Here is a 26,895-nt window from a genome sequence, read left to right as displayed (position 1 = left end):
TGAAGCTTGCGAAGACTTAATGGCGGTATTTTATTCAACATCACTGCAACTTATTTTTAAAAGAAAAATATAGCCCTCATTTTTATAGAACTTAATCACGGTTTTGGGGCTGAGACATTCTCATCCCCTATCATCCCCCCTTACTCCTCCCATAAAAATTCACATTTTAATGATGTGCAGAACCTCTCACTATGCGCCTGTTTTATTATTTAATTTGTGAACAAAATCGACTGTGACAGAAAATTTGCACCTGTAAAAAACTTAACAGCCTGCTCTCACATTTTGCTGATGATTCAGTGTATTAGCATCTAATTGAACATTTCCTTTTTTGGCATCTGCCTTTCTAGCGTGTGCAAAACCTTCTTGATGATTGAGTCAGCGAAGGCAGCGCGCAGCTCAATATCAATTCAATAACAATGGATTTGTAAACGTGGACAATAAGACATTTAAATTATCAACAATTGCCAAAACCGTACTGCCTTTGATTTCCGTCGCGGTAATCAGTGGTTGTGGTAGTGATAGCACGAACGAAGATACGACGAACCCTGGCTCAGGCTTGTACCCTGCGGGAGAGAACGAAGTCGTCATTTATTACAAACGTGATGTAGCATCAGCTTCAACAGCAAGCGACTACGAAGGTTGGGGCTTGCACCTATGGAACGGTGAGGGCTGTACCAGCACAGATTTAGACGCAATGGGCATTCCGGGAACAGGAACGGATTGGTCTGCGCCACACCCATTCGATGGCATCAACGACACCTACGGTGCTTACTACGTACTGAAAATAAACCCTGACGCCTCTGACCCACACGAATGCATGAACTTCATTCTGCACAAAGGTGATGAGAAAGCGTTCGGCAGCGCAAACTCAAAAGTAGAGTTGACGAAAATCGGCGAATCGAAAGGTTTGTTTGGCTTCCACGGCAGCAGTGAACTTTACTACGAGCCAATAGAAGAGCGCCCTGTTGATATTGATGGTCAAAAAGCCCATTGGTTAGACGCCAACACCATCGCATGGGAAGCGGCGACCAGTGCGGATTCCATGAAGCTGTTCTACAGCCTTAGCAATGACATCAAAATGGATGAAGACAAGCAAATCTCTGGCGGTACAGCCGTTGAGCTGACAAAAGCTGGTGAGTTGTCTGATGGTCTGAAATCACGCTTCCGTCACCTTGCTAGCCTTCAAGCTGCGGGTATCGATGTCGATGACGCGACCTTGCGTACGATCCTGAAGTCACAAATTGTTATGGTGGCTTACAACGCAAATGGTGACGTCATTTCTGCAACTGAAATGCAAAAGCCGGGCGTTTTGGATGCGGTGTTTGCCGATTCCAAGGCAGGTAACGCGATCGGTCAAGAACTCGGTGCGATTGTGGAAGGCGGTGCCGCAACCTTCAAACTATGGGCACCAACTGCCCAAGATGTTGATCTGATAATCTACGATGAAAACTTAGCAGAAGAAGCGACCGTTGCCATGACGGAAGACCCAGCAACAGGTATCTGGGTTTCTGAGGCACAAAGCAACGTTGTCAACAAATACTATCGCTACCAAGTTAAAGTATACCACCCAACAACTGGCGTCGTTGAAACGCGTTTGGTAACAGACCCATATTCAATGAGCTTGTCTAAGAACTCACGATACTCGCAAGTGGTTGATTTAGATGATCCAAGCTTAATGCCTCAAGATTGGAAAAACTACGCACGCCCAACGGTTAAAAAAGACGAAGACCACGTCCTTTACGAGTCACACATTCGTGATTTCAGCTTTAACGACAGCAAAGGCACACCAAGTCTTGATGGCAAATATCTGGCGCTTACAGAACCTGAGCGTGAGTCTGTATCTCACTTACAAGCCCTGAAAGATGCTGGCCTAACAACGCTACATATCCTGCCTGCGTTTGATATTGCAACCGTGGATGAAGACGCTGACCAGCGAGTCGATATCACCGACACCGTGGGTAAACTTTGTGGCATCAAGCCAGAAGCCTCCATTTGTGAGACCGAAGATGACGGCAAAGTGATTGAAGAGGTATTAAATAGCTACGACCCAACAACGGGCAAAGCACAAGCGTTGATGAACGATCTTCGCATGCTAGACAGCTTCAACTGGGGTTACGACCCTTACCACTACACCGTGCCAGAAGGCAGTTATGCGACCGATCCTAACGGGTCTAAGCGTATTCTTGAGTTCCGCGAAATGGTTCAAGCGACGCATAAAATGGATCTGAAACTGGTCATGGACGTCGTGTACAACCACACAAATGCATCTGGTGTGAACGAAAAATCAGTACTGGATAAGATTGTCCCTGGGTACTACCACCGCCTAAACGTCAACACTGGCGGAGTCGAAAACTCAACCTGTTGTGATAACACCGCAACCGAGAACTTGATGATGGGTAAACTAATGGTTGACTCATTGATGGTATGGGCGGATGACTATAAAGTCGATGGTTTCCGTTTTGACCTTATGGGCCACCAGCCGAAAGATGTGATGGTTTACGCACTTGAAAAAGTCCGTGAAATTGATCCGAATACTCTGTTCTACGGCGAAGGTTGGGACTTCGGTGAAGTCGCGCAAAACGCTCGCTTCGATCAGGCGACACAAGTCAACATGGCGGGGACAGAAATCGGTACTTTCTCTGATCGTCTGCGTGACGCAGTTCGTGGCGGAAGCCCGTTTGATGGCGGTGTAGATTCTGAAGGTAAGCACCCACTTCGCTTTAACCAAGGCTTTGGTAACGCCGCTTATCCTAACGAAGAAACCAAAACTGACGCAGAGTCGGTGAATGGTCGTTTACACAACCAAGACCTGGTTCGTCTAGGTATGGCTGGTAACTTGGCTGACTACATCCTTCTTGATTACAAAGGCGAAACCAAACTGGGTAAAAACGTTGATTACAATGGTGCGCCTGCAGGCTACACAAAAGTGCCATCAGAGAACATCTCTTACGTGTCTAAGCACGACAACCAAACATTGTGGGATAACAACGCCTACAAGATTGCGACAGGCACTTCATCTGCCGAACGTGCACGTATGCAGGCTGTGTCCCTATCAACGGTGATGCTTGGTCAAGGCATTCCATTCATCCACATGGGTTCTGAGCTATTGCGCTCTAAATCCATGCAGCGCGACTCGTACGATTCTGGTGACTGGTTCAACCGTGTATTCTTCGACGGAAGCGACAATAACTGGAACGTTGGTCTACCACGTGAAGACAAAGACGGTGCAAACTGGGAGCTGATCAAAACCATCGTTGGTGACAGCACGGCGAAACCAGATTCAACCGACATCGAGCTGACTAAGCAACAATTCCTAGAGCTACTAAAAATCCGTAGCACAAGCGAACTGTTCCGCCTAGATACCGCGCAAGAAGTGATGAACCGTGTGGACTTCCGCAACGTAGGGAAAGACCAAGTGGAAGGCTTGATTGTGATGTCTATCGACGATGGTACATCAGCAGGTGCCGATTTAGATTCGAACTACGATGCTGTCGTGGCCGTTGTGAACTCAACATCAACTGAGAAGTCTTTCAAAGTTGCTGGCGCAACTGGTTTCGAGTTACATGAAGTTCAACAAAACTCTGCGGATGACATCGTGAAAGGTGCAAGCTTCACCAATGAAACGTTCACAGTACCAGCACTGACAACAGCGGTATTCGTGCAGCCACAAAACGGCGCACAAGGTGCTGGCCTACCAGTAAACACGGATAACAAAGACGTATCGAGCATTCCTCCTTACGGCGAAACCGTTGTTTACGTGAAAGGCACGATGAACGAGTGGTCTGATAGCAGTGATTGGGCGATGACCTTTATTGGCAACGGTATGTACTCTGTAACTGGCGTTCTTGAAGCTGGTGAACACGAGTTCAAATTCGCGGACTCTGGTTGGGCAAATCCAAACATCGGTTGTGATATTGCGAATATAGCTTCTGGTTCACTAGACTTAGGTTCAGAAGGTAACTGTAAGCTGTCTGTTGCTGAAACAGGTAAGTACAACTTCACTCTGAACGCGCTACATGTTCAAGATGAAAGCGTAGAAAAACCGGTCGTGTCAGTGACCAAGTCAGCAGATGCACCAACATTCGGTGAAACAGCACTTTACTTACGTGGCACTATCACTACATGGGATGCTCCAGCACAAGACTCAACTGCGAAGTTCAGCTATGTAGCAAATGACGTTTACTCGCTAGACATTACCCTAGCGGCGGGCAACTACGAGATGAAAGTTGCGAGCGCAGACTGGGCAGCAGACACCAACTTCGGTGGCGAAGGCAGTGTTGAGCTTGGTAAAGCGCTAACGATGGAAGTCGGTGGCGGTAGTGCAAACCTGAAAATTGCGATTGCAGAAGCAGGAAATTACAACTTCCACTTCAACGCGGCTGACAAGTCGGCGCCAATCGTGACGGTAACCAAAAACTAGTTTCATTTAAAAACATCCGTAATGAAAAAGGGGAAGCATCACGCTTCCCCTTTGTTTTATTGGCGTCACTAAATGGTGGATACCAAAATCAAAAAGGTGTTAGTTTCCCCAAATCTGTTCAACAAACTCAGGATGATCAATGAATGGATTACGATTGCCCTGAAAATCAAACACTTGTTGATTGCGATTTCGTTCTTTTTCACTAACGGGATCATTTTTGTGCCAACGCTTAAGCATGTTTAACACCCAAGGTTCAAAAACCGTCGAACTTGAACCATCAAGGACAGCATCCGCATTGCTTGAGTTACCTTCCCAATTACCTACAACATTTTCATAACGGGTCGCCATGTAGAAATAAGCACGGGCGAAGTCGCCCTTAAACTCATCAATCGGCTCAAACACCGTACCGAAGTAGCCCAGACTAGTGCTTGCTTGGCCAAGTTTAGAGCCATTACTAGACACGTAGGTCGCGGTGCCCACTTCACCAAATGGCCAATTACTGCGCTTCGCGTTTACATAACCATCAGTCGCAAACAAGTGATGACCGTCTGAGTTCATCGGCTCAACCTTACCGCCAAACCAGCTTTTCGGAAAAGAGTGCTCACGGTTGTAGCAATCCCCTTCCGTTTTGTATTGGCCACATTGGTCTGTGACTTTGGTAAAGCTTACTGTATCGCTAGCAGATGGCTTTTCAGAATACATATCGAGAATAGAGCCATCATTTTCGTAATAACGATCAATATCGGCATCTTTTACCAAGGCCCACACCGCAGAATAACCTCGGCTGGAGTGATTATTGATAATGTTAAACAGCGCCGTTTTTAGAGCGTAGCCCGTCTTACCAGATGCCGCTTGATAGTAACCATCAACCACTGGTGGGGTCGTGGTTGAGTCACCTAACGTAAAATCGGTGGTTTCACTTTTCGAGAATTCAGCGCCAGAAGCAAGAGTCTTATCTCCCTCAGTCAGAATGTACGACCCCGCGCCACTGCCACAACAAATGCCGTCACCATACTCGTCTTGAATCGTGAATTGGTAGTTACCGTCAGCTAAGCACATGCTCTTTTCAATGGTGATTGCTGACTCATATCCCTGACCAGAAAACAGTACTTCGGCTTGGTTATTTTTTAACATCCAGCTAGTTTCTGAACCATAATTATCTGTTGTGAGAGTCAAGACCACTTGGTGATCACTACAACTTTCTACAGGAGGTTGTGCACTCGTCTCAGTCGGTTGAAAATTATCGACGTAGACAACTTCTGAGCCATCAAAACTGGCTTCATCGTAAAAACGCAAACCGACGTTGATGGTCTTGTTCGAGCTCGCTGTGTAGTTGTGCGCCAGCTCTTGCCACTGGTTTACCTGCTGCGGATCTGAGTAATTGTGATAACCATCAACCACCAGACGTGCTTTTACATTTCCTTCGGTGTGATAAACCGAGACAGAAAACGGATAGGTTTTCCCTTGCTCCACATTAATGGTTTGCAAAAGGTCAGTGTTGCTTTGGGTACCTGTATTCACGACGACTTGAGCAGCCAGGCCGCCCGATTTGATTTGTTCGCTGCTTGGCGACACCGCGATGCCAGCGTCAATCACTGACCACTGCGTAGGTACATTGCCATTCCACTGTTCAAAGTCACCGTTGATAATTTGGCTATATGCAAACGGAGAGCTAACAGCAGCAAGGAGACAGAGGGAGTTCGTTATGGATTTCATTATACTTTTCCATTAGTTATATAAATCCCAAACACGATAAACATATTAGTGGGGCATAAGTAATCCTTCAGTCACATTTTTACGTTGCACAAGTGTTAATTTACTTTTTAATGTGCAGCTTATCTCACAAATATCCATCTGCTGAAAACAAACGCCAATACAAAAAGCGAAGCAACTTGTTGGCTACATCGTCGTAAAACCATTAAGGGAAAAGTAAAACAGACAGAAAAAAGCCAAGTGTGCGCCTATGGGGGTCAGCAACAACACTTGGCTTGTTTATAAGAAAGCTTGTGGTCAGCTCAACTGGTGAGCATCAATTCTGGATAATTCCTTAAGGTTTTACCGCAAAGAATCGTCCTTGTAGTGGCGACATCAGAATCTGATATTGACCATTGCTCGGAGTAATTTTTTCATTCGTGAGCAAATCCACCAACTCACCAGTACCAACACTCTCCTGAGTAAGAGTGACGCTTCTAGCGCTCTCTAAGGTATTTAGCGCAAACAAGACTTTGTCCGAACCAGATTGTTTCAAGTCCACATAACTGCCGTTACTCGCAACTAAATTCGTGCGTGACCCTTGATAAAGTGCAGGATGCGCATCGCGCATTGTCATCAGCGATGTCACATAAGATTTGAGATCGGCTTGGTTTGCATCAAGCGTCGCCGTCACGCCTTCAATTTTCGCACTGCTGCGCGCAACGTGATCATCGCACAAACCTTGAATGGCACAGGTGCTGTTGTCTTCTTTTGCGGCAAAACCATCCACTTGATCCCCGATTTCATCACCGTAGTACAACGTGATTGGCCCGGTGTACGCCGCTTGGAAAGCAAACGCGGCTTTATGGCGTAACCAATATTCTGCATCATTCACATCCGCCAAGTTTCCGCGCTGTAACAAGTCACCAAAGCGCACTAAATCATGGTTGCCGATCATCAAATTCGGCTGCGCATGTGTTGGATATTGGTTGTGTGTGCTGTAGCCGTTGTCTAACCAATCCACACCGCGACCACCCACGCCGCTCTCATTCACGGCCAAAGTTTCAACGATGCGATATCGCATAGGGAAGTCAAACGCAGAGCACAATGCTGGATCGCTGTTCGATCCATACGCCTCATTCGCAATCTCAGACTCCCCTTTCCAAATCTCTGCCACCATGTAACCCAACGGATTCACTTGATCGCCTTTGCTATTGGTGTACGTCACACTTTGTGAGGCTTCATCGACGGCTTTACGAAGTTGTGTCCAAGCGTCTGTCGGAACTTGATAGGCTTGATCTAAACGCCAGCCGTCAATCTTGAGTTCTTTGATCCAATACGTCGCCACCTCTTTGTAGAAATCGAGACTGGCTGGGTAATCCACGGGATTGCTTGAGCCTGAAGGCAACAAGCCGGAAGGCGAGGGTTTGATCAAACCATTCTTATGGTGGCCAAATACGCCATCAAAAAATACGTACAGACCGCGTTTGTGTGCTTCTTCGACTAAAGTTTTCGCGGTCGCTAAGTCACCAAATTTGGGGTCGATTTTAAAGTAATCTGTCGCAAAATAGCCGGTGGCGTCCAAACGATCCGCCCAATGATCTTGTCCTGCTATCTCTTCTGACTCAAAAACTGGCGTCAACCAAATCGCATTCATCCCTAAGTCTTGGATGTAATCGAGTGAATCAATCACTCCTTGCAAATCGCCGTTATGATGGCTGGTGCCATAACCTGTACCGTGACCAATGCTCGCATCACCATCCACAAAACTCTCTACCATGATTTGATAAGTACGAAGTTGGTTACTTTGCGCCATGACATTGGCTTGGCAAGCATAACTGGTATCCGGTAGCGGAGTGCTGCTATTAGTGTCGCCACCACCAGAAGAATTACACGCAGATAAAGCACCAATCACACTTAACGCAAGCAACGATCGAGACAGGCGATGGTTACGTAGGATATTACGCATTTTATTCTCCCTAACTTACTCAAATAAACTACGGAAATTTGAGTAATAAAATTAACCCCGACATGTGTTTCATGCAGGGGTTAATAAATAAAAATAGATTTTAAATAATTGAATGGAATATTATTGGCACTTATTTACCATGACATGAACAGGTTTGCCTTTTCCTTCAAACTGAAGACTCCATACATATTTACCATCTTCTTTAATATCAACCGAAGTATCCGTACCGTAACCACCAAATGTTAATGGTGTTAATTCACCAACGTTCATTCTATTACCTTTTGCGGTAAATTGTGGGAACCACAACTCGGTCGCATACTGCATTCTGTAGGAGCCTACTTTTTCTTGAACCACGGCTTGGTAGAAATTATTCCCTTTGTAGGTGTATTGACGCTGAGGCACGTGTTTCCAATCGGAATCCGCAAAAGTACCCACCACAAATAGTGGTTTAGAAATAGGTCCTTTCGCTGTGCTGTCTGGGTTGTCACACGCTTTCATGAAAGCAACCACTTCGTCTTGAGACATATTAACAACTGGCTCTGTGGCCGCTTCAGGTTCTGCCGTCGATTGACAACCTACTAAGGCAACAAGTAGGGCAGCAGCAAGAGAGGTCTTCATCATGTTCATTTCACGTAATTCCTTTTTAGTATATCCAAAGCAAAATAAACTCAACGGTTAAAAGAAATATTAATCGTTATTAAAATGGAAATATCAAACGCCAAATAAATATCGTCAGATTGCGAATTTAAATCACTTCGAGAAGTTTGTTTATTTCCTAAGTACAAAAAATAAGTTAGGAACTGCCATTAATTATTGATCCAACCTATATAAAAAACAAAGTAATAAAAATAATTATGTGAATAAGGTAACTCTATGTAGGGGTATTTTTATTGGTTTATTTTCTATGAAAAAGGTCAGCATTTCGCTGACCTTTTTTATCTGATTATTTTCTATTTACGGCTTTCACAAACACTTGTTGTGCACCTTCGATACCCAGCTCTTTTGCTTCATCAAGCAAAGTGAGCGCTTTCGGAATATCATTCGCTGCGACTGCTGCTTCAATGGAGCTGTAGTAGTAGCTAGTAAGGTCCGTACCTTGGGGAATGTTATCGTTTTTCGCAACAATCTTAGTATTCACGATATCATTCGCGGATACCGAAAAGCGGAACTGACCAAGTGGGCTATGTTTCGCTAGAGGGTCTGCAATATCTGGCGGCTGAGTGTGGCGCGCCATGGCGAAGGCTTTTGCAGGGTGTAAAACTTGTGTACTTCCTTTTAGATCGGCGGAAGTCGTGTAAACCAACACATGCAGATCGTTACCTGTCATGTCTGGAATCACATTGAGATCAAGTACGAATTTATCGTTGTCCAACAGTTTTGCTGGTTCATACTTAAACTTTGAAAAATCTGCTTGGTAAATGGTTTCTCCTGCCGAGTTCATCACTGCGACATTAGGAGCATAAAATTGAAGTTCTTTACTTACGAATGTCTCTAATTTGATATCGAGACTGCCACGGTTTCCTGGAAGAGCAAACGCTGCAATAGCGCCAGCACTGTTACCATCCAACAACATTTGGCTTTTATCAGTCAAAGCGAATTCAGTAACCACAGGCACGTTAAGCGGTACCCATTGAATATCACCCGATTGCGTGATCACTTGTTGCTGACCTTTTGGACTCATCTCTACTTGTTCTACAGACGCACAACCAGTAGCCAACATGCCCAGCAGTACGGGAGCAAGCCATTTTTTCATTACTGTCTACCTCGACTCTTTATTGTTTTTTAAATAAATACAGCCAGATAAGTTCTGGCTGTATCATTCTAGGACAATTTAGGACTTAGTGGTTAGATGATTACCACCAAGCTTCAGCTTGTACACCGAACTGGAACGTATCGTCTGAACGACCGTTGTCAAATGTGTTTGAGTTGTCTTCTTTGTCAGCCGTTAGGTAAGAAGCGTAAACACGGATTTCAGGACGAGCCCAGAAGCTAGAGCCAGCAGACCATGCTTGAGCAACAGTTAGCTTACCGTATTTGTTTTCTTCGCCGTCGTTATCGTCGATAGCGTAACCAGCTTCGAAAATAGTTTTGTGGTTGTCATCCCATTTGTACATTGGACGAACAACAACAGACATTGTTTCCCACTTGTCTTGGCCAGCCCACATGTCTTCACCAACACCGTACACTAGCTGGTGACCCATTTCCCAGCTGTCGCCCATGCCGATTACACCCCAGTTGATTAGGCGGTAACCAGATGCACCGTTGTCAGCTTCTGCGCCGTACCAGCTACCGTCGCCGTAGAATGCCATTGTTTTTGAGTAACCTTCAGTACCGTACTGAAGCACTGTTTTGTTGAAACCAGCGTCTAGACCTTGAGTCAATTCTGCTGTGAACATTACGCCGTTTTTCGCATCTTTAGTGCCGTTTGGCGCAGCGTCAGTTTCGTTAAGAATTGCGTAGTTCAAGCCCATTTCTAGAGAGCCGTTGTCCCATAGAGGAAGACCTGCGTAACGTACGTCTAGAGTGTTTACGTTTGTTGCGCCGCCATCGTTGCCTGGGTCTGCGATATCGCCGCGGTCGTTACGAACCCAAGCGAAAGAAACTTTACCAGGACCAGCTTCGATACCTTCAACACCAGCGCCCGCGCCAGAGATGTTCCAGTAGTAGAAGTCAGAGATATGAATGTCGTGACGTTGGTAGTAGCGTTTACCTGCCCAAAGCGTTGCTTCAGGAGCAAAGTTTAGTAGGCCTTTAGCTTGAACGTTGAACTGACGTAGTGCGAATTGTGCATCGTCTACACATTTCACTTCGCCGTTATCCAAACCACAGTTAGCAGAAGTGCTTTCCCAGTCGTTTGAACCGTTAGAAGTCATTGCAACCATAGAGTCTACGTAGAACGTTTTGCCGTTGTTGTTGTAAACTTCTTTACCTAGTTGAATCTCGCCGTAGATATCGCTTTCATTACCTAGACGACCGATCTTGTTCTTTTCGAATGTTAATTGTTGACCACCGTCAGCGTTCACGCCAACGCCAGCACGCATGTAACCGTGGAAATCCACTGCGAATGCAGAACCAGCAGCTAAAGTTGCAGCTACAGCAGCAGCAATTGCACTTACTTTTTTCATTCTTAACTCCATTAAGGGTATTTATAATTCTGTCTTCCCTGCTCACTCTTTTAGGTGAATATAGGCAGTAAAAACACACCTAAAGAAAGAGAGGTAAGATGGGAACGAATCCCCGTTTGTTTCAACAGTTGTGAGATTACCCGAGGCGTACAAGGATGACTTCCTCCGCCCTAAACTAATTTAAGGGGGATGAGAAGGGAGTAGAAAATTTACCGAATGGTGTTTTTTCGAGTCAGATCACCAATCTAGGGAGGAATTAGTAAGTTTGTTCGGTTTTGAGCCGCTACAAAGTGATAGCCATTTCATATTTTTGACTCTAAGCCGTCACATAAAGTAATTAAATTACACGAATATTTTTATATTTAGGGTGGTTGACCTTAGTAAGACAAAGTTTTTAACTTATAGTTTCCTAAAGGTAGCAATAAATATTAAATAAAGTATCTCCGATGACACGACTTCTCTCTCGCCCCTACCCCCTGGGCGCAACATTGAATAAAGAAGGCTGTAACTTCTCTATTCATGCTCCGGGCGTAAAAGACATTCAACTGGCATTGTTTGCAAACGATGGCAGCTACGAGCTTCACGGTTTACCGAATGAATACGCTGGCATACGTCATACTTTTATTCCAGATATTAAGCCGGGGCAAAAATACGGTTACCTTGTCTCCCACAAGGACGAGCCACTGTTAATTTCTGATCCGTACGCAAAATCAATAGATAAAGCCCTCCACTATCACCCTCCCTACTCTCCAGCCAAAAGTTTCGATATGCCGAAGTGCGTCGTTATCGAAGATGATTTTGACTGGCAAAACACGGATCACCCGCGTATACCCAGAGAAGAGATGGTATTGTTTGAGACGCACGTCAAAGGGCTTACCCAACGCCACCCAGAGGTTGAGGACAAGCTGAAGGGGCGCTATTTAGGTCTTGCATCACCTGAAATGCTGGCCTTTTACAAACAGCAAAACATCAACACGCTGCAATTGCTACCTGTCGCAGCATGCATGCATGAGCCTCATCTACTAGAGATGGAAAAGGTCAATTATTGGGGATACAACCCTTATCTCTTTATGGTGCCCGATCCGCGCTACGCAGAACAAGACGCCGTTACGGAATTAAAAACAACAATTCGCGAATTGCATAAAAACGGCATTGAGGTGATTCTCGACGTGGTTTACAACCACACTGCTGAAGGTGGTGAAGGGCCTACAATCTTCAACCTGAAGGCCCTCGATTCCCGTTTTTACATCAAACATGGCAACCACTTCGCCAATTACACCGGCTGCGGAAATACAGTGGATCTCACCTACCAACCAGCCTTAAACCTTGTGATGGATACATTGCGCTACTGGGTTAGCGAATTTAAAGTCGATGGCTTCCGTTTTGACTTGGCTGCAACGTTAGGTCGACAGGGCGATGATTACAACCCAGAAGCAGCTTTCTTTAAAGCCGTTGCGCAAGACCCAATTTTGCGTGAAACCAAATTGATTGCCGAGCCTTGGGATATTGGTCCAAATGGCTACCAAGTGGGTAACTTTCCATTTGGTTGGAACGAATGTAATGACAAACTGCGTGATATTTCCCGCAGTTTTTGGCGCGGTGATCAAGGCTATTTAAAAGAGTTTGCCACTCGATTAATGGGCTCTCGTGACATTTATAGTGCAGCGAACTGGCCATACAAACTCACCGTAAATTACATCACGTATCACGATGGCTTCACACTGCAAGATTTAGTGTCTTACAAGCACAAACATAACGAAGCCAATGGCGAAGAAAATCGCGACGGTCACGGCGACAATCGTTCAGAAAACTACGGTGTTGAAGGCGAGACCGAAAATCTGATGATCATCGCCACGCGTGAGAAGCAAAAACGCAACCTTATTGCTAGCTTGCTGTTTGCCTTCGGTATCCCACACATTCTCACTGCTGATGTTCTGTCTCACACCCAAGGCGGTAACAATAATGCCTATTGCCAAGACAACGAAACCAGTTGGCTGAACTGGGAAGAGACAGAACGTAAGCAACATTTCAAAGCATGGATGTCACAAATGGTCGCCAACCGAAATCAATACATGGTGCCATTTATCCGAGCTTTCAGTGGCGAAAACCGCAATAACAACCGCATTTTCTGGCGCCGAACAGACGGTCGCTTAATGGAGCACGATGATTGGAACCGTTTAAGCTCTGTCGCACTTCACCTTGGTATCGGTAAAGAAGGACAAGAGTTGGTCTACCTCATCAACCAAACTAACGCCACAGCGCGCTTTAAGCTCCCCAATGAGCGAAAGCAAGAATGGGTGACGATCTGTGATACAAACGTACGTAACCTCAACCCAGGACATGCTGAAGGCGAAGTCTTGCTGTCACCCACCTCGATGGTGATTTTGCACTATCAACCAAACCAAAGCACACCAAAAGGTGAGCAAACGCATAGCTAAATTATAAACGTTCCAAAAAAGGAAAGCCGATGCATCTCAGTGCTTCGGCTTTTTTGTTGGTTAGATGTGCCTAACTCATTATTCGCAAGGCGGCGCTAGGTGAATCAAAGCTAACCCACCCTGTGACGTCTCGCGGTATTTCTTGTTCATGTCCTTGCCCGTTTGGTACATGGTTTCAATCACCTTATCCAACGAGATCAAACATTTACTATTACGCTTTAGTGCCATGCGAGATGCATTGATCGCTTTCATTGCACCCATTGCATTACGCTCAATACACGGTACTTGCACTAAGCCACCAATTGGGTCACAAGTCATGCCTAGTGAGTGCTCCATGGCGATCTCGGCCGCAATACAAATTTGCTCATTACTACCACCACGCAGCGCGGTCAAGCCAGCTGCCGCCATAGAAGAAGAAACACCGACTTCGCCCTGACAACCTACTTCGGCACCCGAAATAGACGCATTAGTTTTGTACAAAATGCCAATCGCACCGGACACAGCAAGGAAGTCTTTAAGCTGTTTAGTATCAAGCTCTTTGATGAAGCGATGGTAGTACATCAATACCGCCGGAATCACACCCGCCGCACCATTAGTTGGCGACGTTACGACTTGTCCACCAGCCGCGTTTTCTTCACTCACAGCAAAAGCAAACAGGTTAATCCAATCCATGATTTCCATTGGATCGTTTTCGATTGCTGCATTTGCTTCAAGCTTTTTCAGCAAGTTTGGCGCACGGCGGGTCACGTTCAAGCCGCCATCCAAGATGCCCTCTGTTTCGAAACCACGCTCCATGCAACGCGTCATCACACGCCAGATCTGTTCTGCGCGTTGATTGATGGCTTCCATTTCCTGAAACGCTTGTTCGTTTTTCAGAATCATGCCGCCGAGGCTCATGCCGTTCTTCTCAGCCTGTGCCAACATTTCGTCCGCGCTGGAGAATGGGAACTCAACGTCTACGGGTGAAGTCGCACTGCCATTTTGCAGTTCATCCGCCGTTGCGATGAAACCACCACCGATAGAGTAGTAAGTTTCAAACCCAACCTGATTGCCATGCGCATCTAACGCAGTAATCGTCATGCCATTTTCATGCAGAGGAAGATTCTCTTCATGGAACAACATGTCCGTTTTGTAGTTGAATTCGATTTCATGACGGCCATCGACAGACATCATGCCCTCTTCAATCGCCTTGCGCATCGCTTTGTTTGCAGAAGCGATTTTGATGGTATCTGGTTTGTTACCCAACAGACCCAAAATCGTTGCACGGTCTGTATGGTGACCAATCCCTGTTAACGAAAGTGAACCGTATAAATCGACTTGAATACGAACCACTTTTGCCAAGTTCGATTCAATCAAACGAGTGAAGTGGTAACCCGCGATCATTGGACCATTGGTGTGAGAGCTAGAAGGGCCCACACCAATCTTGTAAATATCAAAGATGGACAGCATAAACTTACCTATTACGACAATGCAGCATAAAGCCAATCAGGGAGAACCATACAAGCAGCGATGGTCGCCACAGCGAACACCAACAGCCCGTAATGGCTTGCGGTTGGCTTTGCAAAAAGATGTTTTTGATTATTGATAAAGATTTGTTGCTCGGCAGTCACAGCGCCCCAACGACGACTCACTAACACACCAAACAAAAGGAAGACAAACGTACCAATTGGCGCGAACCACGGCCAAGCCACGTCGAGATACATTGCAGTAAACACCGCAATCACACTCATGATACTGCCAACGATCACGCCTTTTTCGTTGGCTTTCGACCAGAATAAACCAAGCACGAATGACCCCAAGCGGATACCAACGAAGATAGAAGTCAGACTAGCGATGGTTTTGAGTACCGATTCATTCGATACCGCGAGAAGAGCTGGCACTACCACCATGGCCGCAGCAAGCAAACTCATCTTTCTTGCGACTTTTTCGTAGTGCTCATCATCGGCATTTTTGCGAACGAAACGCTTGTAGATATCGAACGTCGCGACGGTCGCCATCGAGTTGTAGGTCGAGTCCAGCGTCGACATTGCGGCCGCCGCCAACGCGGAAATGATCAAACCAACGACGATTGGGTTAGTGTGGTTGAAGACGAAATCCAAAATCACTTCATTGCTGTTTTCAAACGATTGATCTTGATAGAAAACACTCAAAAGAACACCGAGTACCGCGAAGAACAAGTACACGAAAAACGCACCGTAACCACACAACAGCATCGACTTCTGCGCCGTCTTTTCACATCTCGTCGCTAACGTGCGTTGGATGATCAATTGGTTGGTGCCGTACACACTCAAATGCAAAAAGCTCACGGCAACCACGCCAGCCCAGAGTGTGGTATCTACGCCCAAATCAAAGTCTAAGTTGATGATATTCAGGTGATCACGAGAAAGGTAATCTGCCGCATTAATCTCTGTCATTAGAATGGCAAAGATGGCGATGCTGCCCGCTACCAATACTGCAGATTGCAACATATCGGTCCAGATAACCGTGGAAATCCCGCCCGCATAGGTATAGCAAGCGGTGAAAATACTGATGTAGATAATGGCTTCAGAAATACTGATAGGCAGAACTTGCACTAAGATCAGCGCCACGGCATACAAAATCACACCCGCAGAGATACATTGAACCACAATGAACACAATCGAGTTGATGGTTCTTGCATACACCCCAAAGCGGTGCTCAAGGTATTCATAAATCGAAGTCAAGCCCAGCTTATAGAAGACAGGCACAAAGAAAATGACAGTGAAAAAGATAACGATGGGATAGTTAAGGTGAATACTCATCGCTTCCATGCCAGAGCTATAAACCCAACCAGGCATCCCTACAAACGTCATCGCACTAATGTAAGTCGCAAGTATCGAAACACCCGCCGTAAACCAGCCAAATTGCTTTCCACCCGTGGAAAAGTCGCCACCATTGCTGTAGCGCTTATTCACTAAATAGCTGATTAGTATGGTAATTGCTACATATAACGCAATCACCACAAAACTTGAGTACGTAACCATTTTAAGGTTTTCCTAATTCTGGGTAGCTAATTATTATGCCCAGATATTACTGTAAAAAGGCATTTTTGAACGACAATCCCACTGTAAGTGTGATTATTATCACCAATATAGGCGAAAATGTATTCAAAATCGCCAAAAACGCCGATTAGTGAGATCCTTGTCACTAAAACCCACAAAATGGGTACGCATTCATTTTAAAATTGATTTTGATCACGGATCTAATAACCTTAAAAAAACTATGATTCACCCCGACACGAAATCGAAGATGATCCAAATAAGATCGTGTTCATTAAGTTTGAATAGCAACAAATCCTAAGTGAAATAGAGGTTTATCGGTCATGAATGCCAAAAGACACATGAGCGAAGTTCCTATGATTCAAAGGGTAGCAGCCTATCTAGCGATACTGGTTGGTTACTTTTTCTATTGTTATAACTTTGTAATTATTGACTACGTACGCCCATACATCGTTGAAGCGTATGATGGTATTAGCCTGTCAGACACTGCCCAGTTCTATACATGGCAGTCGGTTGGTGCACTTATCGGTGCATTGAGCTGTGCTTGGTTCGCAACAAAATTTGGTAAGAAATCCACTCTTATTACCATCACAGCCCTAAACGGTGGCGCAACGATCATCAATATGATGTTCACCGACTACACAACGTGGGCAGCAATGCGTTTCATCATTGGTTTGTCACTGGGTGGTTACTTCACCGTGGCAGTAAGCCTAATGATCGGCCTATTTACGCCAACGGTACGTGGTAAGTTGACGGCATTCGCGTCTTCTATGTTCTCTGTAGCACTGATGGTAATGGGTGCGTATGCAGCATTTATTGCAAGCATTGATGCTCCATGGGAAAGCCTAATGCTTGTAGGTGGTATCCCACCATTGGCAGCCGCTGTGGTCATGATCTTTGTACTACCTAGCGACAGCAAAGTGATCGCTTACGGTGAAGAAGAGCAAGCAAAAGTAGAAGAATCAAATGCACCAGCGAAAAGAGGCTCTTGGGGCGAAATGCTAAGTAAGCCTTACCGTAAGATCACATTAACGTGTCTATTACTGGCTGGCCTTAACTTCTACGGTTTCCAATTCTTTGGTGGCTTCGTAACCACTTACCTACGTGATGTACGTATGTTCGACGGTGCAACCATCGGTCTCATCTTCTCTATCTCAGCATTTGGTTCACTGTTTGGTGCGTGGTTCTGGGGTTGGGTAGCTGACAAATTCGGTCGTAAGGTGAACGCGTTTGGCTTCATCCTAGCGGGCATCATGGTTTCAATCTTCTTTGTTGCACCTGGCGACATGGTGATTGGCGGCCTAAACATGCTGGCTCTACTTGGTCTGATTTACAACTTCGGTCTGTCTTCTTCTGCGGTATGGGGTGGTTACTTCTCAGAACTGTTCCCAGCACACCTACGTAGCTACGGCGCGGCGCTATTCCACGGCGGTCGTATCCTCGGTATGTGGGCACCAATGGTACTTATCTTCATCCAAGAGCGTACCGACCTACAAACCGCAATGTGGGGTTCACCAATCGTATGGATCCTTGCTGGTCTTCTATGGCTATCACTGCCAGAGACACTAAAAGGCGGCGTGTTCGATAAGAGCAAAAAAGCCGAAGCAGCAAAAGCGTAACTGAATTTCAAAAACTCCGGCTGGCTCCCCGGCCGGATGAAAAAACTTAATTTCGAGTCCTGTTCCCAAAGCCGACTCGACAGCAAATAAGAGAGTTTATTATGTCTAAATATCAAGAAGCGAAACGCGTTGTACGTGAATACTTCAGCGCAATGGAAAACGCAACTCACGAGAACGTGGCAGAAGTACTAAAAGCACACACTTCAGAAGATTACCTATGGCGTGGTGTTTACCCATTCCGTGAGCAACAAGGCGCTCAAGCAGCGGCTGACGTTTTCTGGGCTCCTTTGATGAAATCAATGACTCGCATGCAGCGTCGTCAAGACATCTTCATCGGTGGTGAGAACGAAGTAACATCAGGTGAAATCTGGGTAATGAGCATGGGTCACTTCATGGGTCTATTCGACGCTGAATACCTAGGCATGCGCCCAACTGGCAAAATCATGAACATCCGTTACGCAGAATTTAACTGTGTTGAAAACGGCAAGATCACTAAGACTGGCCTATTCCTAGACCTTCTAGGCGCAATGGACCAAGCGGGTTGTTACCCACTACCACCATCAACAGGTAAGCACTTCGTATACCCTGGTCCTCGTAACCACGACGGTCTACTGTTCGAAGACGCAGCACCAGAAGAAGGCGTAGCAACACTAGCACTAGTGAACAAGATGGTTGATGACCTATCTGCACTGAACGACAGCGGCGCTATGGGTTGCCCACCAGAAGTTCTTGAGAAGAGCTGGTCTAAAGACATGATCTGGTACGGTCCATGTGGTATCGGTGCGTCTTACACAATTCCTCGTTACCAACAGCAGCACCAATTGCCGTTCCGTAACAACCTGAAAGACAAGAAGTTTAACGGCCACGTATGTCGTTTCGCAGAAGGTAACTTCTCTTGTTTCTTCGGCTGGCCAAACCTATCTAACACGCCAATCGGTGGTTTCCTAGGTATGACAGGTGGTGAAGTACGTGCAGACATGCAAGTGGTTGACGTTTACTACCGTGACGGCGACAAGCTATCTGAGAACTGGGTACTGATCGACCTTCCTTACTGGCTAAAACAGCAAGGTCTAGACGTGTTCGAGCGTACTCAACAGATCCTAAACCCTTCTCTATAAGAAGTCCTAGGGGCGGATTGTCAACCCGCCTTTATGTTGCCTGAATCCCCTCTCGGTTCAGGTGACATGCTCCCAACTCGTGCCTCAAGGATGGGGCACAACCTCAAGATAGAACCCTTATTCAAAACGGGCATGAACGCACGGTGGCTTTCTGCGCCCTGAATAATGAGATTGATGATGAAAAAGTCGACCCTTTCTGCAGTGATTTTAGCAGCGCTTACTTCTAGCTCAGCCTTTGCTGCACACACTTTTGTTAATGACGCTGGCGACAGCCTAACCATCGATGGCCGTTTCGATCTTCGCTACCAAGACCGTGGCGGTGATGACAACGGCGAATGGAACAGCGGCAGCTCACGTTTCGGTTTGAAAGGCCAAATGGGTCTGGATAACGGCTGGACTGGTTTCGGTCACGCGGAATGGGGCTACAACTCTGGCGCGAACGGCGACAACATTTACGACCGCTTGCTATACGCAGGTGTTGATCACGAAAAATACGGCAAGATTGCTGCGGGTACTAAGCAGTGGTCTACCTTCTACGACGTAGCATGGTACACCGATTTAGGTCGTGTATTCGGTACTCGTGGCTCAGGTGTTTACAATCTAGCTGACTGGGGTATCGCATCCGGTGCTGGTCGTGCAGAAAACTCAATCACGTACCGTAATTCAATCAATGAAAAAGTGAGCTACGGCTTTACTTACCAAACCACGCGTGAAGATGTTGCTCTAGCAAGCAATGCGACAGCCTCATTGAAAAACGGCATGGGTGCGTCGATCACTTACAAACCGGTTGATGGCGTAACACTGGGTGCGGCTTACCATCAAAATGAAGTTGCGGATCTAGACGCAAGCGTGGTTGGCGTAGAAAACGGCGACAACATGCGCATCATGCTATTGGGCGCGAACTACAGCAACGGTGGCTTCTACGCGGGTGCGACTTTCCACGTTGGCGAAAACTGGGAAGCAGTGAGTCAAGGCGGTACGGACGTGATGTTCGATACCCTAGGTGGCGAAATCTACACTTACTACCACTTCGACAACGGCCTACGCCCAACGTTGAACTACAACTACATGGAAGATCGCGGTGACGAGACACAAGGTTATGAGCGTAACTTGCTGATTCCTGGTCTTGAATACCACTTCCAGAAGAACAAATTCCTAGTTTGGACTGAATACCAGTTCGACCTAGGTAAAGATCAGTACGATGGCAGCAAATTCGAAAACCGTGATGATCAATTCGCGGCAGGTATTCGCTACTACTTCTGATAATACTCATCGCTCACCACCTATACCCAAGTAACCTTAAGGTGGTGAGTGATGAAGTTCTTATCAACACTAAGCAAAGTTATCTTGAAGCCAAGTAGTCATCACTTCACTAATAATTAAAGGCTGCTCAAGCGTAGATAGATGCCCACACTCAGGGATAACATGAAGCGTGACGTTTGGGATGCATCTCTCCATGAGCAGATGATTGTCTAGCGGACAAAGCTTATCTTCTTTACCTGTTATCACCAACGTAGGAGCTTGAATGTCCGCCAATAAAGGTCGAGCATCCGGGCGAGTTGCTAACGCTTTAGCATGTGCTTCAAATGCCTCCAAACCTACATTGACCGCCATGCCTTCTATACGCTCAGTTAACGCTTTGTCTTGCAAACGGCTTGGATGAATCAGCACAGGCATCAGAGTGTCAGGCGTAATGCGTTCAAACTCACCACTTAACGCACGGCTAACCAGTGCATCACGCTTTTGTGTCACCTCTGGCTTTTCATCTGCTGCATTGGTATCCATGAGGATCAAGCCTTTGACTCTGTTTGGCGCTTGACGGTACACCTCAAAGGCAAGAATCCCACCCATTGATAAGCCACCCAAGACAAACTCCTGCGGTGCGTCTTGCAACACTTTCTGCGCCAGCTGTTCCATTGACGGCAATGAGGCCAGCGTCGGGCATGAAGGCTCAACCCAACTTGGCAACGCTCGGTTGACTTCCTCAAACAATGTGCCATCACAAAGTAGTCCGGGTAGCCAAACTAACAAGGTGGGTTGCGTCATTTTATTCTCCTGCCAGCGGCTTTGGTTGATCAGACCCAAGAATGCAATACGTCAAACTATTACCACGCAAGTTCGTCAGTGAATAAGACGCACCTTCTGGAACATTCAGCACATCACCGCGCGTTAAAACAACACTCGCTTGTTCGCCTTGATGCGTGAGGACCACTTCAGTATCGCCATCAAAGTTGATAAGCACTTGTTTTTCTTCTCGGCAGTGTTGAGGAATCGAGCCACCTTCAGAAAGCTCATAAGCCATGATGCTCACTTCATCTTCACTCTTTACTTGGAAGTCATAACTCGCCAAAGGATGACCCGTTAAGGCGTATTGTTTCACGTTGCTTCCGCCGAAATCGCCTTTGATTTCACGATAATCTTTTTGCAGAGCGACAAATGGCATCATCTCTTCTGCGGTGTAGGTATCGAAGGTCGCGAGCTCTTCTTCGGTAAGCAGCGGCATCAATTCTGATTCTTGTGGCACCGGGTCGCCATTAATGGTGTCCACGAGTGTGCCATCGGCTTTGAGGTATAAACCATAACCTTGACTGTCTTTAATAACGTTTGGATGCCAAATAACGCCGCCACCTGAATCGTCGCCGCCAAGTACCGAGAACATAAAGCCGTAATCGCGGCCAACCACTTCAAATCCACGGAAGAGATTGGTTGGAATCGAGATGACGTCACCGTGAGACAACACCGCCTCATGCTCTCCATCGTTCCCCCAATAAAAACGGAACTGACCTTTGAACACCAAGAAAAGCTCGGCGGTACGATGAGAGTGCAACGAATTTTTGATGCCCGGCGGTTGGCCTGCGGCACCAATGTTAAAGCCCGCCGTATCGCGAATATGAACATGCTGACGACTGCTCTCTGCCACCCCAGCACCGATAATGCAAAAGTTATCTTTGAGATCACTGCCTGGCGTGCGCGCATCAATAAACGCACTCGTACCCGGAATCAGTTCCATGTAGCGGACCAGGTTATTATTCATTTTAGATTGTAGAGTCATTGTAAATCCTTGTTGTCCTTGTTTGGACCTAGCCTTTGAATTGTTAGTTACAGACCTAAAGGTCGCCCACCATCAACCGCGATGGTATTGCCTGTCGAGAAGGTCAAAACGTCTGCTGCGGCGTACACGGCTTGAGCGACTTCTTCATCATTGGCTAAACGCTTAAGCGGTGTGGATTGTTCTTGTTGATTACGCCATGCGTCATCCAAGCCTTTGACAAACTCAGTGTCGACAAGCCCTGGAGCAACAGCCAAAACGCGAACCTCGGGAGACAGAGCGCGAGCTAAAGAACGGGTCATGTTCTCCGCGGCAGATTTACTTGCACAGTAAGCAATGTTGCTCCCCATCGCAGTCTGTGCCGCGATAGAAGTAATGTTCACCACACAACCATTGGCTTGCTTAAGCCAAGGCTCAAACGCTCGAACCATGGCAAAAGGCGCACGGACGTTCACTTGGAAAATTTGGTCAAACAGCTGGTCATCTAAACTTTGCAAATCAGAGTGCGCGACGAATTTCGTCATCCCCGCACAGTTGACCAACAGATCCAGCTTGTCGCTTATTTCACTGACTTGATGTTTAAGCTGTTCAATCGCACTAGAATCTGCCACGTTCAATTTGAATGCTAGATGCTCGTTACGTGGCAGCGAGGAAAGCACATCCTCGGCCGCTTTCTGATTACTGTTGTAAGTCAGAATTACGCGATATCCCGATTCAGCTAGCTTGCGACAAATGGCGGCACCCAGTCCGCCACTGCCGCCTGTGACTAAGGCAAGTTTCGACATATTACGCCTCTTCCACTTTGCCTTTGTAACGGCGCACACGAATATCCGCTTGCTCTTTGTGGCCAGCAAAACCTTCGAGTGCACACAAGCGAGAGCAGTACTCACCAACTTTGAGCGACGCAGCTTCCGTTACACGCTGGTAAGTACAGGTCTTGATAAATTTACCTACCCAAAGACCACCGGTGTATCGCGCCGCTTTCTTCGTTGGCAGTGTATGGTTGGTACCAATACATTTATCGCCGTAAGAAACGTTGGTTTCACGACCTAGGAACAAGGCACCGTAGTTGGTCATGTTATCTAGGAAGTATTTAGGATCTTCCGTCATCACTTGAACGTGCTCAGAAGCGATATCGTCTGCCACTTCCACCATTTCTTCGTAGCTATCACACACAATCACTTGTCCGTAATCTGCCCACGCTTTACCCGCGACTTCAGCCGTTGGAAGAATGGTTAACTGACGTTCAATTTCTTTGATGGTTTCTTGCGCAAATGTTTCGCTATTGGTCAACAATACAGCGGGAGAGTTGTAACCATGCTCAGCCTGACCAAGCAAATCTGCCGCTGCTAATTCTGGGTCACAACCTTTCTCATCGGCAATGACTAGGGTTTCCGTTGGGCCTGCAAACAAATCGATACCAACGCGACCAAACAACTGACGTTTTGCCTCTGCTACAAATGCGTTACCCGGCCCTACAATCATATCGACTGGCGCAATAGTCTCCGTGCCCAATGCCATAGCTCCTACCGCTTGAACACCACCGAAGCAGTAGATTTCATCCGCACCCGCCATTGCCATCGCAGCGACAATCGCCACATTCGGTTGGCCATTAAACGGAGGTGCACAAGCAATAACACGTTTTACGCCCGCGACTTTCGCCGTCAGTACACTCATGTGAGCGGATGCAACCAATGGGTATTTTCCACCAGGGATGTAACAACCCACGCTGTTGACTGGAATATTTTTATGCCCCAGTACCACACCAGGCATGGTTTCTACTTCGACGTCTTTCATTGAGTCACGTTGAATTTGAGCAAAGTTTCGAACTTGTTGCTGAGCGAACTCGATATCATGACGAGTCGATTCATCAAGCGCATCCACACAGGCTTGGATTTGCTCTTCTGACAGGCGGAATTGCTCCGGCGACCAGTTATCAAACTTTTCAGACAACTCACGTACAGCGCTATCACCTTTCGATTCAATATCAGCAAGAATGTTTTCAACAATCTGACGCACTTTTGCGTCGTTTGATGCTGATGCTTCTTCAGTGATTCCGTTTTTTAAAATGCGTGCCATTGGGTTTCTCCTTGAACATTGAGGCTGACGAACGGTTACTTTTATACTTTTGGATACGAATGCAAAATCAGATTAAACACTTAATTAACATTTGACAAGTTAAGTCAACAAAACACAAAAACTATATTTAAGCCTTTGTATTAATTAATTAAAATAAATAAAAGAAAGTAATAAGGACCTTGATTGAGTTTAATTTTCAATCAAAAATGAGTTTTAGATCACATCATTTTTACTCATCATTTACATTTCTCCGTGTTAGTTTTTGCATACCTTTGCAAAGGAGATAATCATGAGCAATTTTAAGCAACGTCTGACTAAAGAAACGCTATTAGGTACATTTGTTAAAACCCCTCATCCTCACATTATCGAGGTATTGGCACTGGCAGAGTTGCCTTTTGTGGTACTGGATGCAGAGCACGCACCTTTCGATCGTTCCTCGCTTGATCTGTGCATCATGGCGGCCAGAGCGAATGACCTCGCGTGCGTGGTACGAGTACAAGACAGCGCCCCTTCAACCATTTTGAACGCGCTTGACTGTGGCGCGGCGGGTGTACAAATTCCCCATGTTTGTACTGCTGAGCAAGCGACGCAACTGGCGAAAATCTGCCATTACGGCGAAGGTGGCCGAGGGTATGCTGGTTCCAGTCGAACAGCGCAATACGCCACTAAACCCATGGTTGAACACTTAAAAGACAGCCGTGCGAATACGATTGTCATTGCACAAATTGAAGACCCTCAAGGGGTCGAAAATGTTGAAGCGATTGCCAATGTTGAAGGTATTGATGCGCTCTTCATTGGCCAAGTTGATCTCACTGTCGCTTATGGTGCTGATAGCGTTCATGATGAGAAAGTCGCACAAGCAAGTATGCGAGTAATCGAAGCGGCCAGAGCCGCCAATAAACCTGTTGGCATGTTTGTCGCGACGGCTCAACAAGCTCGGGAATGGCGTGAACTCGGCGTTAGCTTCTTTTGTGTTGGGTCTGAACACAAAATGATCATTGATGGCTTCAAACAAGAGAGAAATGTGATGAATTCTTGAGTTTTCTCTGATATTTACGCCTTATCAATGTAATGCTCTAGACACAGAAATCCCCTAGCCCATACACTCAGCACGTATGAGCAGGTTCAATGGCCTTAAATAAGGAGTATCACCATTAAAGCGAAAGTAACTTCGATCGACGTCGCGAAGATGCTCGGCGTCTCTCAATCGACGGTATCTAGAGCATTCAGCCCGACTGCGAGTATTAGCGAGAAGAAACGCAAAATGGTGATGGATGCCGCAGCTAAGCTCGGATACACACCGAATGCCATCGCCCGAGGTCTGATTTCGAATCGTTCAGGCTTAGTGGCGATTGCGTTAGATAGCGAATCAAACCCAATGTACGACATGCAATCTCGTGCTTTGGCTGTCGAAATTCAAAAGCGAGGCGGACAAGTTGTGCTTTGCCCTATCGACAAGGACGACCTCGATCTCGCCATTTCACGCGCCATTGAATACCAAGTGGACGGACTCGTTATCGCCACCAGCCGTTTAACCTCACGCGCGTTTGCCCAATGCGAAAAGTTTGGCGTTCATTTAAGCTTGATTAACCGCTACGCCGAGGGTATTAATGCCAATAGCTCTGGTATTGATAACCGATTGGCGGGCCAACAAGCAGCCGAGTATTTAACGCAGAAAGGCGCAAAACAGTGTGCTTATATCAGTGGCGATGCTGGCTCCATGACCAGTGAAGAGCGTTGGCTGGGTTTCTCTTCAAAGTTGCAAGAACTCGGCTCCCCGTCACCAACCTTTATCCAAGCCAAGTACAGCTTTGAAGCAGGCTTAGAAGCGGCGAAAGCGATCTTGTCGCACACTAGCAAACCCGATGCAATTTTTTGTGCAAACGACATCCTCGCCATGGGTGTGATGGATGGCTTGCGACAAGCCGGAGCAAAGATCCCCCAAGACTTCTCTGTGATGGGTGTAGATAACATTCCGATGTCTGCATGGCCGAGTTATGATTTGACCACCATTGCTCAACCAGTCGACAAAATTGTTAAACGAGCGGTTGAAGACTTGATGAATCGAATCAACGGCAACCTGGATGCAACTGGCGAATACCTTTTCGAGCAAGGCACCTTGATCGAACGTAGTAGCACCATTTAATAAATCCATTTTATTCATTCTTCATAAACAAAATGTCTTGCTTTCGAGTAAGGCATTTTCTGTGATCACGATTAAATTTTCACCAATCGTTATTTAATTCCTCATCAATTCATCAATCTTGTTATTGACTTGTTACTTTAATGTTTTATTTTGGATTCGTATGCAAAATGGATATGAATTGCTCAACTAATTTATAAAAACATAAAAAGTTGTGTGACTTGCC

At 46.3% G+C, this 26,895-nt stretch carries 18 protein-coding genes; 7 read left to right on the top strand and 11 right to left on the bottom strand.

Annotation, left to right across the window (positions count from 1 at the left end; all coding sequences use genetic code 11):
- Positions 1–430: 430 nt before the first annotated feature.
- Positions 431–4,420, top strand: coding sequence for a pullulanase-type alpha-1,6-glucosidase (pulA, locus tag R7E00_RS05390; RefSeq protein WP_193837789.1), 3,990 nt, complete (start codon positions 431–433; stop codon positions 4,418–4,420).
- A gap of 99 nt (positions 4,421–4,519) precedes the next feature.
- Here pulA and R7E00_RS05385 read toward each other — a convergent pair whose 3' ends face one another.
- The 5 genes from R7E00_RS05385 to R7E00_RS05365 form a co-directional block, all read right to left on the bottom strand.
- Positions 4,520–6,136: an endonuclease gene (locus tag R7E00_RS05385; protein ID WP_262606202.1), complete on the bottom strand. Its 1,617-nt coding sequence runs from the start codon at positions 6,134–6,136 to the stop codon at positions 4,520–4,522.
- Positions 6,137–6,467: 331 nt separating this feature from the next.
- A complete protein-coding gene (locus tag R7E00_RS05380) occupies positions 6,468–8,081 on the bottom strand; it encodes an alpha-amylase family glycosyl hydrolase (RefSeq protein ID WP_017820115.1) in 1,614 nt (537 codons plus the stop codon).
- 120 nt (positions 8,082–8,201) lie between these two features.
- The gene (locus R7E00_RS05375) at positions 8,202–8,708 is read right to left on the bottom strand and encodes a hypothetical protein (protein WP_042522205.1); all 507 of its coding nucleotides are present in this window, start codon (positions 8,706–8,708) and stop codon (positions 8,202–8,204) included.
- Positions 8,709–9,024: 316 nt separating this feature from the next.
- On the bottom strand, positions 9,025–9,834 hold the full coding sequence (locus tag R7E00_RS05370; RefSeq protein ID WP_005374786.1) for a MalM family protein: 810 nt from the start codon (positions 9,832–9,834) through the stop codon (positions 9,025–9,027).
- Positions 9,835–9,934: 100 nt separating this feature from the next.
- Positions 9,935–11,206 carry a maltoporin gene (locus R7E00_RS05365; RefSeq protein ID WP_005374784.1) on the bottom strand — a complete coding sequence of 424 codons (1,272 nt, stop codon included), beginning with the start codon at positions 11,204–11,206 and terminating at the stop codon, positions 9,935–9,937.
- 446 nt (positions 11,207–11,652) lie between these two features.
- Here R7E00_RS05365 and glgX point away from each other — a divergent pair, with 446 nt between their 5' ends.
- Positions 11,653–13,644 carry a glycogen debranching protein GlgX gene (gene glgX / locus R7E00_RS05360; protein ID WP_005374781.1) on the top strand — a complete coding sequence of 664 codons (1,992 nt, stop codon included), beginning with the start codon at positions 11,653–11,655 and terminating at the stop codon, positions 13,642–13,644.
- Between the two features lie 78 nt (positions 13,645–13,722).
- Here the strand turns inward: glgX and R7E00_RS05355 are convergent, their stop codons facing one another.
- Positions 13,723–15,093, bottom strand: coding sequence for an L-serine ammonia-lyase (locus tag R7E00_RS05355; protein ID WP_149191703.1), 1,371 nt, complete (start codon positions 15,091–15,093; stop codon positions 13,723–13,725).
- 11 nt (positions 15,094–15,104) lie between these two features.
- Complete coding sequence (locus R7E00_RS05350) at positions 15,105–16,646, bottom strand: sodium:solute symporter (protein WP_149191702.1); 1,542 nt, start codon at positions 16,644–16,646, stop codon at positions 15,105–15,107.
- Between the two features lie 338 nt (positions 16,647–16,984).
- Here R7E00_RS05350 and R7E00_RS05345 point away from each other — a divergent pair, with 338 nt between their 5' ends.
- The 3 genes from R7E00_RS05345 to R7E00_RS05335 all read left to right on the top strand — a co-directional run bounded on the left by R7E00_RS05345 (position 16,985) and on the right by R7E00_RS05335 (position 20,661).
- Positions 16,985–18,280 carry an MFS transporter gene (locus R7E00_RS05345; protein WP_149191701.1) on the top strand — a complete coding sequence of 432 codons (1,296 nt, stop codon included), beginning with the start codon at positions 16,985–16,987 and terminating at the stop codon, positions 18,278–18,280.
- Between the two features lie 101 nt (positions 18,281–18,381).
- Entirely contained in the window at positions 18,382–19,398 is a 1,017-nt protein-coding gene (locus R7E00_RS05340; protein ID WP_005374772.1) for a nuclear transport factor 2 family protein, read from the top strand.
- A gap of 177 nt (positions 19,399–19,575) precedes the next feature.
- Complete coding sequence (locus R7E00_RS05335; RefSeq protein WP_017634480.1) at positions 19,576–20,661, top strand: porin; 1,086 nt, start codon at positions 19,576–19,578, stop codon at positions 20,659–20,661.
- A gap of 69 nt (positions 20,662–20,730) precedes the next feature.
- Here the strand turns inward: R7E00_RS05335 and R7E00_RS05330 are convergent, their stop codons facing one another.
- From R7E00_RS05330 to hisD, 4 genes are read right to left on the bottom strand one after another with little or no spacing between them, the layout of a single operon-like run.
- Positions 20,731–21,444, bottom strand: coding sequence for an alpha/beta fold hydrolase (locus R7E00_RS05330; protein ID WP_005383420.1), 714 nt, complete (start codon positions 21,442–21,444; stop codon positions 20,731–20,733).
- Position 21,445: 1 nt separating this feature from the next.
- Positions 21,446–22,450: a cupin gene (locus R7E00_RS05325; RefSeq protein WP_005374765.1), complete on the bottom strand. Its 1,005-nt coding sequence runs from the start codon at positions 22,448–22,450 to the stop codon at positions 21,446–21,448.
- A gap of 47 nt (positions 22,451–22,497) precedes the next feature.
- Positions 22,498–23,232, bottom strand: a complete 735-nt coding sequence (locus R7E00_RS05320; protein ID WP_005383422.1) for an SDR family NAD(P)-dependent oxidoreductase — start codon at positions 23,230–23,232, stop codon at positions 22,498–22,500.
- 1 nt (position 23,233) lies between these two features.
- Positions 23,234–24,526: a histidinol dehydrogenase gene (hisD, locus tag R7E00_RS05315; RefSeq protein ID WP_005374756.1), complete on the bottom strand. Its 1,293-nt coding sequence runs from the start codon at positions 24,524–24,526 to the stop codon at positions 23,234–23,236.
- A gap of 289 nt (positions 24,527–24,815) precedes the next feature.
- On the opposite strand from hisD, the gene R7E00_RS05310 reads away from it, so the two are divergent.
- Positions 24,816–25,565, top strand: a complete 750-nt coding sequence (locus R7E00_RS05310) for an HpcH/HpaI aldolase family protein (RefSeq protein WP_005383427.1) — start codon at positions 24,816–24,818, stop codon at positions 25,563–25,565.
- A gap of 150 nt (positions 25,566–25,715) precedes the next feature.
- Positions 25,716–26,672 (top strand): LacI family DNA-binding transcriptional regulator, encoded by a 957-nt coding sequence (locus tag R7E00_RS05305; RefSeq protein WP_025768661.1) that lies wholly within the window; start codon positions 25,716–25,718, stop codon positions 26,670–26,672.
- Positions 26,673–26,895: the final 223 nt, after the last annotated feature.

Source organism: Vibrio sp. Vb1755, from assembly GCF_033338635.1.
Taxonomy (GTDB): Bacteria; Pseudomonadota; Gammaproteobacteria; order Enterobacterales; family Vibrionaceae; genus Vibrio; species Vibrio alginolyticus.
The sequence above is the reverse complement of the archived record's forward strand: the minus strand, read 5'-3'. Positions and strand labels throughout refer to the sequence as shown.

What these genes read in the sequence shown, in the direction of transcription:
- R7E00_RS05385 (WP_262606202.1), bottom strand. Translation starts at nt 6,136, where the DNA reads ATGAAATCCATAACGAACTCCCTCTGTCTCCTTGCTGCTGTTAGCTCT.
- R7E00_RS05380 (WP_017820115.1), bottom strand. Translation starts at nt 8,081, where the DNA reads ATGCGTAATATCCTACGTAACCATCGCCTGTCTCGATCGTTGCTTGCG.
- R7E00_RS05375 (WP_042522205.1), bottom strand. Translation starts at nt 8,708, where the DNA reads ATGAACATGATGAAGACCTCTCTTGCTGCTGCCCTACTTGTTGCCTTA.
- R7E00_RS05370 (WP_005374786.1), bottom strand. Translation starts at nt 9,834, where the DNA reads ATGAAAAAATGGCTTGCTCCCGTACTGCTGGGCATGTTGGCTACTGGT.
- R7E00_RS05365 (WP_005374784.1), bottom strand. Translation starts at nt 11,206, where the DNA reads ATGAAAAAAGTAAGTGCAATTGCTGCTGCTGTAGCTGCAACTTTAGCT.
- glgX (WP_005374781.1), top strand. Translation starts at nt 11,653, where the DNA reads ATGACACGACTTCTCTCTCGCCCCTACCCCCTGGGCGCAACATTGAAT.
- R7E00_RS05355 (WP_149191703.1), bottom strand. Translation starts at nt 15,093, where the DNA reads ATGCTGTCCATCTTTGATATTTACAAGATTGGTGTGGGCCCTTCTAGC.
- R7E00_RS05350 (WP_149191702.1), bottom strand. Translation starts at nt 16,646, where the DNA reads ATGGTTACGTACTCAAGTTTTGTGGTGATTGCGTTATATGTAGCAATT.
- R7E00_RS05345 (WP_149191701.1), top strand. Translation starts at nt 16,985, where the DNA reads ATGAATGCCAAAAGACACATGAGCGAAGTTCCTATGATTCAAAGGGTA.
- R7E00_RS05340 (WP_005374772.1), top strand. Translation starts at nt 18,382, where the DNA reads ATGTCTAAATATCAAGAAGCGAAACGCGTTGTACGTGAATACTTCAGC.
- R7E00_RS05335 (WP_017634480.1), top strand. Translation starts at nt 19,576, where the DNA reads ATGAAAAAGTCGACCCTTTCTGCAGTGATTTTAGCAGCGCTTACTTCT.
- R7E00_RS05330 (WP_005383420.1), bottom strand. Translation starts at nt 21,444, where the DNA reads ATGACGCAACCCACCTTGTTAGTTTGGCTACCCGGACTACTTTGTGAT.
- R7E00_RS05325 (WP_005374765.1), bottom strand. Translation starts at nt 22,450, where the DNA reads ATGACTCTACAATCTAAAATGAATAATAACCTGGTCCGCTACATGGAA.
- R7E00_RS05320 (WP_005383422.1), bottom strand. Translation starts at nt 23,232, where the DNA reads ATGTCGAAACTTGCCTTAGTCACAGGCGGCAGTGGCGGACTGGGTGCC.
- hisD (WP_005374756.1), bottom strand. Translation starts at nt 24,526, where the DNA reads ATGGCACGCATTTTAAAAAACGGAATCACTGAAGAAGCATCAGCATCA.
- R7E00_RS05310 (WP_005383427.1), top strand. Translation starts at nt 24,816, where the DNA reads ATGAGCAATTTTAAGCAACGTCTGACTAAAGAAACGCTATTAGGTACA.
- R7E00_RS05305 (WP_025768661.1), top strand. Translation starts at nt 25,716, where the DNA reads ATGCTCGGCGTCTCTCAATCGACGGTATCTAGAGCATTCAGCCCGACT.